The 11439-nt window shown below is 67.5% G+C and carries 7 protein-coding genes; 2 read left to right on the forward strand and 5 right to left on the reverse strand.

Translation table 11 applies throughout. From position 1 onward, the window contains the following. Positions 1 to 24: 24 nt before the first annotated feature. From C1876_RS06960 to uvrA, 4 genes are all read right to left on the reverse strand, one after another. A complete protein-coding gene (locus C1876_RS06960) occupies positions 25 to 555 on the reverse strand; it encodes a GNAT family N-acetyltransferase (RefSeq protein WP_114545995.1) in 531 nt (176 codons plus the stop codon). Positions 556 to 664: 109 nt separating this feature from the next. Next, positions 665 to 2260, reverse strand: coding sequence for a GNAT family N-acetyltransferase (locus tag C1876_RS06965; RefSeq protein ID WP_114545996.1), 1596 nt, complete (start codon positions 2258 to 2260; stop codon positions 665 to 667). Positions 2261 to 2444: 184 nt separating this feature from the next. Continuing rightward, the gene (locus C1876_RS06970; protein ID WP_114546005.1) at positions 2445 to 3986 is read right to left on the reverse strand and encodes a GNAT family N-acetyltransferase; all 1542 of its coding nucleotides are present in this window, start codon (positions 3984 to 3986) and stop codon (positions 2445 to 2447) included. Positions 3987 to 4291: 305 nt separating this feature from the next. Beyond that, entirely contained in the window at positions 4292 to 7183 is a 2892-nt protein-coding gene (uvrA, locus tag C1876_RS06975) for an excinuclease ABC subunit UvrA (protein ID WP_114545997.1), read from the reverse strand. A 346-nt stretch (positions 7184 to 7529) separates the two neighbouring features. Here uvrA and C1876_RS06980 point away from each other — a divergent pair, with 346 nt between their 5' ends. Next, complete coding sequence (locus C1876_RS06980; protein ID WP_244910070.1) at positions 7530 to 8597, forward strand: GGDEF domain-containing protein; 1068 nt, start codon at positions 7530 to 7532, stop codon at positions 8595 to 8597. Here the strand turns inward: C1876_RS06980 and C1876_RS06985 are convergent. Next, complete coding sequence (locus C1876_RS06985) at positions 8594 to 10756, reverse strand: PTS sugar transporter subunit IIC/EAL domain-containing protein (RefSeq protein ID WP_158544639.1); 2163 nt, start codon at positions 10754 to 10756, stop codon at positions 8594 to 8596. The two genes, C1876_RS06980 and C1876_RS06985, sit on opposite strands and share 4 nt — an antisense overlap. A 211-nt stretch (positions 10757 to 10967) precedes the next feature. On the opposite strand from C1876_RS06985, the gene C1876_RS06990 reads away from it, so the two are divergent. Beyond that, positions 10968 to 11318: a nitrous oxide-stimulated promoter family protein gene (locus C1876_RS06990; protein ID WP_114546000.1), complete on the forward strand. Its 351-nt coding sequence runs from the start codon at positions 10968 to 10970 to the stop codon at positions 11316 to 11318. Positions 11319 to 11439: the final 121 nt, after the last annotated feature.

The following is an 11439-nucleotide window of genomic DNA, read 5'->3' on the forward strand; positions in this document are numbered from 1 at the left end:
TGGACGAACGGCGGTGCGCCGAGGCTATACGAGCCGCTCGTAGGCGATGCGCTCGGGCGTGCCCTCTTCGGCGTGCGCGATGTAGATGATGCCGCACTGCGTGTAGCCCGCCTTCGCCAGCAAGCTGCGCATGGGCGCGTTGCCGGGATGCGTGTCGATGCGCACGCTCGCGCTGCCGTTGGCGCGGGCCAGGTCCTCGGCGCGCGCGAGCAGCGCCGTGGCGGCCCCCTTGCCCAAGGCGCGCGAGTCCACGGCCACGCGGTGCACCACGCCGTAGCAAGGGTCGTTCGAGGTGCACGCCGTGAGCCACGCGCCCTCTTCGATGCGGTCGTAGTCGCGCTCGCCCGCGAAGCCGATCATGGCGGTGGCGATGACGCCGCCCTCGTCCTCGACGACGTACGAGTCGCCGCGCGCCACGTCGGCCTCGATGACGGCGCGGTGAGGATAGCCGCCCTGCCACTGATCGATGCCGAGCGCGGCGAGCGAGGCGCGCCCGTCGGCGAGGATGGCCATGATGCGGTCGATATCGCGTTCGCGCGTTCTGCGGAATTGCACAGGCGTATCTCTTTCTTCTCAAAATCCAGTCTTCAACCGTGCCCCCGCGTTGCGGAAGGCCCGGCGTGTTCGATGTGCTTGAAGTGCGCTCGGAAGCGCGACGGTCGGGCTACCAGGCGCGCTCGAAGACGGCACGGCGTTTGACCCGCCCGAGGCGGGAATGGATCTCGACGTTGCCGCAGAACTCGTAGCCGTACGACAGCAGCAGCTCGCGCATGGGGACGTTGTCCTCGTAGATGTCGCAGCAGACGCTGATCTTGCCGTCGTCTTTGGCTATGCGCTCGGCGGTGCCCAGGATGTAGCCGCCCACGCCGCGCCGACGCGCGTCGGCGGCAACCGTCACCCAGTGCAGCGCCGCATAGGCGGGGTTGTCGGGCGACGACGATTCCGTGACCCAGCGCGCGCCCGTCATGTGCGCGTAGGCGGGGTCGCCTTGCGGGTTGAGCGCGAACATGCCGATGATGCGCTCGGCATCGGAGGATGCGGCCTCGTCGGCGGCTTCGCTCTCGGGCGTCGACACCACGACGTAGGTCTTGCCCTCGTCGATGGAGCGCATGAGACGGCGCGCGGAGGGGTACTTCTTGAGGCCCTCCTTGATGCCGAGGGCCGCCATGGCCCGATGGCCGTCCTCGAGCAGCGCCTTCGCGCGCTCGAAGTCGTCGCGCGTGGCCCGGCGGGCCTTGTAGTAGCCCAGCTCGGTGGCGCGTCCCTGGAAGGGCGGCAGGTCGTACGCCGCGCCCTCGTAGGCCGCCGCGCCGCCGGAACCCTCCTCGCGCTCGGTGACGAGGAACACCATGCCGATGATCATGGCGCATCCCACGATGTCCACGAGGCCCACCGGCGTGCCCAGCCACACGGCCGAGATCACGGTGGCCGACACGGGCTCGACGCAGCCCACGAGGCCGGCGCGCACGGGGCCGGCGTCGGTGATGCCCTGCAGGTAGAACAGGTAGGCGGCGAACGTGCCCACGAGCACCATGGCGCCGAGCACGCCGAGCAGCGCCGGCGACACGTCCACGGGGATGGTCCACGGCTGCACGGCCGCGGTGGCCACCACGCCGCCGATGAGCATGGCGAGGCCCGTCACGATGAAGCTGCCCCACTTCTCCAGCACCTTGCCGGGAAGGAGCGTGTAGAACGCGAGCGCGAACGCCGAGACGATGCCCCAGAACAGCCCTTCGGCCGGAATGGCGAGCGAGCCGAAGTTGCCCTTCGTCGCGATGAGGAAGGTGCCGCCGATGGCCAGCACGAGGCCGATGCCCTCCTTGAGACGCGGCAGGCGCTTCATGCGCAGGCACACGTAGCCCATGATGACGATGAGGCCGAGGCGCTCGAGCACCGTGCCGGTGCCCGCGTTCGTGAAGGAGATGGCCGACAGGTAGCTGACCTGCGTCAGCAGCACGCCCAGCAGCGAGAAGGCTGCGATGCGGCCGAGCGAGCGCTTGTCGCGCAGCGCCGCCACCAGGTTGCGCGGCTCGCGCACGACGCACACGACAAGGAAGATGACGGCTGCCAGCAGCAGACGCACGCAGGTGATCCAGGCGACGGGAACGCCGAAGCCGCTCGTCATGAGCTGCGCGCACGTACCGGAAAAGCCCCAGCATATGCCGCCGAGCGCCGCGAAGACGATGCCGCGAACCACATGGCCGCCCGATGCGACGGAACCGCCGTCCTGCTTGGGGGTAGATGCGATCGTCTGACCCACGCTTCCTCCTCCCCTCGATCCTGTTCGGCACGCGCGATGCCGGGCCCGCCCGGGACCCGACGCCCACGATGCATCAGCGCATTGTCGCACGTCTGAACACCGCGGTAAAGATGTTTTGCAAGAGTTTTGCCCATGTTTTGGGCGACCGATCAAAACACCACGTCAAAGGGGAATACCGCCGCCGTTAGCGCAGCATCCGCTCGTAGCCGACGCGGCGCTTCTCGCGGCCGAACACGTCCTTCATCGTGATGGTGCCGCACCGCTCGTAGCCGTGCTTTTCGAGCAGCTTCTGCATGGGCCCGTTCTCGGGGTACACGTCGGCGCGCACGCTCGCCCGTCCCCCGGCGCGCGCGATCTGGTCGGCCTTGTCGAGGATGAACATGCCCACGCCGCGACGGCGCGCCGGGTAGTCCACGGCCACCCAGTGCAGCTCGGCGTAGGGCTGCGGGCGGGCGTCCGTGTCGGTGAGCCACGCGCCGTCGATGGGGCGCTCGTAGTTCTTGTCGGGCGAGAACGACACGGCGAACAGCGCGATCATGGCGCCGTGGGCATCCTCGATGACGTGCGTGGTGCCGTTCTTGATGGAGTGCATGAGGCGGCGCGCCGAGGGGTACTTCTTGCTGCGGCCCTCGTCGATGCCGAGTTCCGCGAACGTCCGATGCCCCACGTCGAGCAGCGCCGCGGCCCGCTCGAAGTCGTCGCGCGTGGCGGGGCGGCTCGTGTAGTAGCCCAGCACCGAGGCGCGGCCGGCGAACAGCGGCGGATCGTCGTAGGCGGCGGCGCCCGCCAGCGCGGGCTCGCCCGCGGCAGGCTTCGGCTCGCGCTCGGTGACGAGGAAGATCATGACCACGATGAGGCCGCAGCCCATGAGGTCCCACCCGGTCACGGGCGTGTGCAGCCAGAAGAGCGCGAGAACCATGGCCGACACGGGCTCGACGCAGCACAGCAGGCTGGCCTTCACGGGACCCGCGTCGTTGACGCCCTGCAGGTACAGCATGTAGGCGCCCAGCGTGCCCACGAGCACGATGGCCACGAGCGCGGCCAGGCCGCCCGCAGGCAGGTCGACCGGCATGGTCCAGGGCTGGATGACGAGCGAGGCCGTGGAGCCGCCGAACAGCATGGCGAGGCCCGTCACCAGCATGGAGCCCCACTTCTTCAGCACGTGCACCGGCATGAGCGTGTAGAAGGTGAGCGCCACGGCCGAGACGAGGCCCCACGCGAGACCCTCCACCGGGATGGCCAGCTGGTCGATCTCGCCCTGCGTGGCGATGATGAGCATGCCGCCGAGCGCGAGCACGAGGCCCACCGCCTCGCGCAGCTTGGGAAAGCGCTTCGCGCGCACGCACACGTACAGCATGATGAACACGAGGCCCACCTGCTCGATGGTGGTGCCCACGCCCGCGCTCGTGTAGCCGATGGCGTTGAGGTAGCTGAGCTGGGTGAGCAGCACGCCGAAGATGGCGAACGCCGCAATCTGCACGAGCGAGCGCCAGTCGCGGAACACCGCCACGAGGTCGCGCCAGTTCTTGACGGCCGTCAGCACGAGGAAGAACACCGCGGCGATCACCATGCGCACGCAGGTGATCCACGTGGCGGGCGCGCCGTAATCGTTCATGAGCAGCTGGGCGCAGGTACCCGAAAATCCCCAGCAAATGCCGCCCGCAAGAGCGCACACGACCCCGCGCGCGACGTGGCGGTTCCCCGCCACCGCAGCTGTTTCCGCCACGTTATCCTCCGAAAGATGGTCCCGATCCAACCGGCCCGCCCCCGCGGGCCAACGCGTTCGTTCTCCCGCGCGGGTGACATACTACCCGTTTCGTCAAGGAAAACCCCCGGAATTTCCCCACCGCACAATTTCCCCCGGAGGAGGGAGGAATGAGGGCTATGCGGGGGGGATCGCCCGCCCTCGCCCTCTTCCCCATGCGGCAGCGTTCAACCGGCGGGGCCCCTAGCCGCGCGGCCGCCGCGAGGCCCCATCCCCCAGGTTGAACGCCGCGCATTCTTCTCGCCTCCAGCGTGAGGAGCGTCTCTCTACAACCTGCCGTCCTCCAGCATGCGCTTCACGAACTGGCCGGTGTAGCTGCCTTCCACTTGGGCGACTTCCTCGGGGGTGCCTTGCGCCACCACGGTGCCGCCTCGCTCGCCGCCCTCGGGGCCGAGGTCGATGATGCGGTCGGCGCACTTGATGACGTCGAGGTTGTGCTCGATGACGAGCACCGTGTTGCCGGCGTCCACGAGGCGGTCGAGCACCTCGAGCAGCTGCCGCACGTCCTCGAAGTGCAGGCCCGTCGTGGGTTCGTCGAGGATGTAGAACGTCTTGCCGGTTTGACGGCGCTGCAGCTCGCTCGACAGCTTGACGCGCTGCGCCTCGCCGCCCGACAGCGTCGTGGCGGGCTGCCCGAGGCGGATGTAGCCCAGACCCACGTCGAACAGCGTCTGCAGCTTGCGCTTGATGCCCGGGATGTTCTCGAAGAACGCGAGCGCGTCCTCCACGGTCATGTCGAGCACCTCGGCGATGTTCTTGCCGCGGTACGTCACCTGCAGCGTCTCGCGGTTGTAGCGCGCGCCGCCGCACACCTCGCACGGCACGTAGATATCAGGCAGGAAGTGCATCTCGATCTTGATCTGGCCGTCGCCCTTGCAGGCCTCGCAGCGGCCGCCGTTGACGTTGAACGAGAAGCGGCCCGGCGAGTAACCGCGGGCCTTCGACTCCTGCGTCGAGGCGAACAGCGCGCGGATGTCGTCCCACAGGCCGATGTAGGTGGCCGGGTTCGAGCGCGGCGTGCGGCCGATGGGGCTCTGGTCGATGTTGATCACCTTGTCGATCTTGTCGAGCCCGGTGATCTTGCGGTACGCGCCCGTGCGGCGGTGCGCGTGGTTCACGCGGTTCGCGAGCGCCGGCGCCAGCGTGTCGGTGACGAGCGAGCTCTTGCCCGAGCCGGACACGCCCGTCACCACGGTGAGCGTGCCGAAGGGCACCTCGAGCGTGACGTTGTGCAGGTTGTTCTCAGTGGCGCCGGTGAGCTTGAGCGAGCCGCGACGGGGCTTGCGGCGCTTCTCGGGCACCTCGATGCGGCGGCGGCCCGACAGGTAGTCGGCCGTGAGCGAGCCTTCCGTCCGCATGATCTCCTCGGGCGTGCCGATGGCCACGATGTCGCCGCCGTGCTCGCCCGCGCCGGGACCCATGTCCACCACGAAGTCGGCGCTGCGGATGGTGTCCTCGTCGTGCTCCACCACGATGACGGTGTTGCCGAGGTCGCGCAGGCGCTCGAGCGTGGCGATGAGGCGCTCGTTGTCGCGCTGGTGCAGGCCGATGGACGGCTCGTCGAGGATGTACAGCACGCCCATGAGGCCCGCGCCGATCTGCGTGGCCAGGCGGATGCGCTGCGCCTCGCCGCCCGACAGCGTGGCCGTCGCGCGTTCGAGCGTGAGGTAATCCAAGCCCACATCGACCAAGAACTTGAGGCGCGCCTTGATCTCCTTCACGATGGGACCCGCGATGTGCTCCTCCGAACCGTGGAACGACAGGCCGTCGAAGAACGCGAGCGAATCGGCCGCGCTCATCTCGGTGACGTCGTGGATGGAGCGATCGTTCACCGTCACGGCGAGGATCTCGGGCTTGAGGCGCTTGCCGCCGCAGGTCTGGCAGGGCACGATGGCGAAGTAGCTGGCCAGCTTCTCGCGCTGCGCGTCCGACTGCGCCTCCTGGTAGCGGCGCTGCACCGCGGCCAGCACGCCTTCCCACTCGATGTACCAGTACGTCTCGCGGCCGTCCACGGTGACGTAGTCGACGCGCACCTTGGTGGTGCCCAGGCCGCGCAGGATGCCCTCCTGCGCCTTCTTGGGCATGTCCTCCCATGGGGTGTCGGCGTCGGTGCCGAGGTGCGCGGCCACGGCGCGCAGCACCTGCGGGTAGTAGTTGCCGGTTTTGAACGGCGCGATGGCGCCCTCGTTGAGCGACAGCGACGGGTCGGGCACCACGAGCGAGGCGTCCACCTCTTCGCGGCTGCCGATGCCGAGGCAGTCGGGGCACGCGCCGTAGGGCGCGTTGAACGAGAAGTCGCGCGGCTGCAGCTCGTCCATGGAGTGGCCGTGCTCGGGGCACGCGAGCGCGAGCGAGAAGATGTGCTCGCCGGCGCCGAGGCCGCCCGTCGCGCCGGACGAGCGCCCGCCGCCCTCGCCGAGCGGCTTGCCGTCGTCGCCCAGCACCTGCACGAGCACGCGCCCGTCGGCCAGCTTCGTGGCCAGCTCCACCGCCTCGGCGATGCGGCTCGTCGCGCTCTCCTTGAGCTGCACGCGGTCCACCACCACGTCGATGAAGTGCTTGATCTTCTTGTTGAGCGTGCGCGGCTCGCCGTCCAGCTTCACGATCTCGCCGTCGATGCGCACGCGCGAGAAGCCCTCCTTCTGCAGGTCGGCGAACAGCTTCGTGAACTCGCCCTTGCGACCCGTCACCACGGGCGCCATGATGATGGCCTTCGCATCGGGGGCCAGCGCGAGGATCTCGTCGGTCACCTGGTCGGTGGTCTGCTTCTTGATGACGCGGCCGCACTCGGGACAGTGCGGCACGCCCACGCGCGCGAACAGCAGGCGCAGGTAGTCGTAGATCTCGGTGGTGGTGCCCACCGTGGAGCGCGGGTTCTTCGACGTGGTTTTCTGGTCGATGGACACCGCGGGCGACAGGCCGTCGATGCTGTCGAGGTCGGGCTTCGACATCTGGCCCAAGAACATGCGCGCGTAGCTCGACAGGCTCTCGACGTAGCGGCGCTGGCCTTCGGCGTACATCGTATCGAACGCAAGCGAGGACTTGCCGCTGCCCGACAGGCCCGTGATCACCACGAGCTCGTCGCGCGGGATGGTGAGGTCGATGTCCTTGAGGTTATGCTCGCGGGCACCTTTGATGACGATGGCGTTCTGTCCCATGTGGCGTGTGCTTCTTCCTCGTGTTCGCAGCGCGCCGTCCGTTTCCGGAGCGAAGGCGCCCTGCGCTTCTGGATGCTTCTTTGTGCAAATGCTTATTGTACCGCAGCAAGTGGCAATTACCCACAAAACAAGAACAAGAGTTCCCTTTCCAAAGATTTTGCACATTATGTTCGCATTTGCCGCCGGAGGCATCGCCGAGGCAACCGGCGCGTGCCGAACCCGCAACCGATCCCCCGACCGCTTTGTGCGCGATGCATCGCGAAACTGGCCGATGCCGCATTGTTTTCGAGGGGGATACTCTATACTTGGAGCGCGCGGCTTGCTGAAAGGATCGCCCGTGGACTTTATGGATGCGCTCTCGGTGAATCTGGTTCCTTTTGCAGGGCTTTTCTTTCTGCTGTTCATCGTGCGCTCGAACCCGCTGTTCGACAAAAAGCAGACGAAGCTGTTCACCATCGCCATCGGCGCCACCCTCTTCATGCTGTTGGACATATCGCTCGACTTCGTGTTCGCCCAACGGGGATCGGACGGCTACGCCTGGGCGTTCAGGCGCGTCACCTCGTTCTTCAACTTCGCGGCGGCCCCCGTCGTGCCGTTTTTGCTGTTCAGCATCTTCAAGAAGGGGAAGCTGGCGAAGCTGCAGTACCTGCCGCTTCTGGCGAACGTCCTCATCTGCTTTCTCAGCCTGTTCTTCAACGTGGTGTTCACCATCACGGAGGCGAACACGTACGCGCGCGGGCCGCTGTTCTTCGTGCCCATCGGGATTTCGGTGTTCTACATCGTCATGCTCATCGCACGCCTCGGCACCGTGCACACGCGGCAGAAGAAAACCGAGCGGCTGTTCCTGCTCTGCGTCATCGTGCTGCTCGCCATCGGCATGTGGATGGAGATCGGGCTCTCCTACCGCTTCATCAGCTGGGATTGCTCCGCCGTCGCCATCATCGCCTACTACCTGCTGCTCAACGTGCACTATTCCACGCTCGACACGCTGACGAGCATCTACAGCCGCTCCGTCTACGCCAAGGAGATCGAGGCCATGGAGCGCTCCGCCCATCCGCGCATCATCGCGCTGTCCGACATCAACGACTTCAAGTCCATCAACGACCGCTTCGGCCACGACGTGGGCGACGAGCACCTCGTGTCGTTCGCGGAGATACTCACCGTCTCGTTCGCCGGCGTGGCCACCCCCTACCGTATCGGAGGCGACGAGTTCGCCCTCATCGCCAAGGACGACGACGTGGCCGCGTTCGAGTCCGCGCTGGCCGACGCGCACGGGGAGGCGAAGCGTCGCGGCATCGATTTCGCCTGCGGCTTCGAGGTGTACCGTCCCGGCGGAGCCAAGGCCGACGAGACGATCCGCGACATCGACCAGGCGATGTACCGCAACAAGCGCGCTATGAAGGAATCGCTTTAGCGCGACGCCGAAACCGGCGCGCCCTCTGCGCGCTCCCCCGCGCCGACCGTGCGCACCCGTTCCGCCATCTCGTCGAACGGCAGGGCGCGGGCGTACAGGTACCCCTGGAAGAAGGAGCATCCCAGGCGCTCGAGCAGGTCGCGCTGCTCGGCGGTTTCCACGTATTCCGCCAGCACGGTGAAGCCGAGCTGGCCCGACAGATGCGTGATGGACGAGACGATGTCGGCGTAGCGCTCGTTGGCAAGCACGCCCTTCGCGATGGTGCCGTCCAGCTTCACCACGGTGAACACGCTCGTCTCGAGGTACTGGAACGACGTGCGGCCCATGGAGAAGTCGTCGATGGCCAGCGGGATGCCGGCATCCACGAGGCGCTCGAGCAGCGCCGAGGCGCCCTCGTCCCAGCGCAGCGCCTCGCGCTCGGTGGCCTCCACCACCACGCGCCCGGCATCGAGGCCGCGCGAGCGCACGCCGTCGATGATGAACTGCACGCCCTCCTCGTCTTGCAGCAGGCGCGCCGTGGCGTTGATGCTCACGCTGAACGCGGGATGCACGGCGCCGGCGTGCGCGAGCGCCTCCATGCGCACGGCGTCGTCGAGGGCGCATTCGAACACGGCGCGTTCGAGCGCATCGAGCGCGCCCGTCTCCTGCGCCAGCTGGATGACGAGCGGCGGGTACACGGTGCCGTACAGCGGATGCTCGAAGCGCAGCAGCGCCTCGGCCCCCACGGCCCGCCCCGCCGTGTCGAACTGCGGCTGGTAGTGCATGGCGAGTGCGCGCTGCTCCACCGCGAGGCGCACGTCCTCGGCAAGCGACGCCGCCATGGCGCCGAGCGCGCCCGGCAGCGCGGTGAGCTCGACGTTCTGCCCGGCACGCTCGGCTTCCACGCACACGGCCATGAGGGCGCGGTACTCGTCGTTCTCGCGCTCGGTGGCCACGCGTTCGTACCACCGAAGAAACGGCAGGTAGATGAGCGCGCCCAGCACGATGCACGCCAGCTGCAGCACCGCCCCCGCCACGGAGCCGGTGGCCAGGTAGCCGCCCACCACGGGCGGCGTCGTCCACGACACGTCCATGATGACGGGCGGCACGAGGCCCACGGCCATGGCGGCGTAGGCGATGACCATGTTCACGAGCGGCACCACGATGAACGGCACGAACAGCACGGGGTTCCATACCACGGGCAGGCCGAACATCATGATCTCGCTCACGTTGAACACCATGGGCAGCGCGGCGAACGCCGACAAGCGGCGCACGTTGCGCCGACGGCCGAACAGCAGGATGGCCACCAGCAACGACAGAAGCGCCCCTGCGCCGCCGATGGAGGCGAACACGTCGAGGAACGTCTTCGTCACGATCTGCACGGGCTCGCCGCCCGCCGCGAGCGCCGCCGCGTTCGCGGCTGTGCCGGGCACGAAGATGCTCTGGGCCACCGCGTCCAGCATGTTGCCGCCGTGGATGCCGAAGAACCACATGACGTTGTTCATGAGCAGGTACAATAGCCCGCTGCCGAGGGTGGCCGACGCGAGCGGGAACAGCGCGCTCACGCTCGCGAAGAACAGCGCCTCGACGCTCTCCACGCCGAACAGCGACGTCACCGCCACGTTCACGCACGCGAACAGCGCCACGACGAGGCCGATGGGGATGAGCGACGTGACGGCCTGGTTGAACACGCCGTCGATGTTGTCGCCGTAGCGGCGCTTGGACGGCAGCGCCCGCACGAGCCGGCAGTAAACCATGGACGACAGCAGCCCGCACATGATGGCGATGAACAGCGAGCGCGTGCTGAGCACCACCTTGTCGAAGCCTGCGGAGCCGAATCCCACGCACATGAGGTAGGCCGCGAGCGCGGCGAACGGCGCGCCCTGCGTGAAGAAGTCGCCGAACCGGCCGGCGTAGGCATGCGCGTAGCGCAACGAGATGGCCACGGCAACGTACAGCGAGAAGATGCCGAGCGTGGCGGCGTACGACACGTCGAACAGGTTCTTGAACCACGGGGTTGCGGCGAGGAACTCCCGGTAACCGGGCAGCGGCAGGTTGAGGAAGATGAGGCTGAACGAGCCGATGAGCAGCACGGGAATGGTGAGGATGAGCCCCTGGCGAATCGCCTTGAACGCCATGACCTCTTCAACGCGCGCGAACCACGCGAGCAGTGCGTTCACCTCGACCCCTTCCATCGGCATGTCAAGCCATTTTACGGTACCGGGGCATGCGAGAACAAGCAACGATTTTGCAAAAGGGGCGAGGGCGTCCCCCCCCCGTCCCGAACCCGCATCCTGCATCCCGCATCCTGCCGATTCGCGGGCAAATCACGCGTGCGCGCAGCGGGCTCTTCTGGTATCCTCGCGCTGAGACCACGAAGGAAGATCGCATATGCCAACACAGGACAGCCCGAAAACCGCCCAGCGCCGCATCCGAGAGAAGCGCACCATCTCGCAGATGGTGGCGCTGTACTGCGCCGACAACCACGAAGCGAGCGCGCGCACCGAAACCGCCCACTGCGGCGAGGCCGTGTGCCCCGACTGCGCCGCCATCGACGCTTACGCCGTGCTGCGCACCGAGCGCTGCCGCAAGATGGACGCGAAAACGTCGTGCGAGCAGTGCGGCAACCACTGCTACAAGCCCGAAGAACGCGACCGCATCCGCGCCGTCATGCGCTACGCCGGCCCCCGGATGCTGAAGAAGCACCCCATAGCCGCCGTGCGGCACCTGCTGGGAAAATAGGGAGAAGCGCTCCCTTCCGCACGCGCTTGGACTCTATTCTTTGCGCGTGCGTTAAACCGTGCGACCCGCCCGTCTCCCCGCACGCGCAAGGGGGGTGCCCGACGGGGGGGGTGCCCAATGG

Origin of the sequence: Eggerthella sinensis (genome assembly GCF_003339815.1) — a bacterium.
Lineage (GTDB): Bacteria > Actinomycetota > Coriobacteriia > Coriobacteriales > Eggerthellaceae > Eggerthella > Eggerthella sinensis.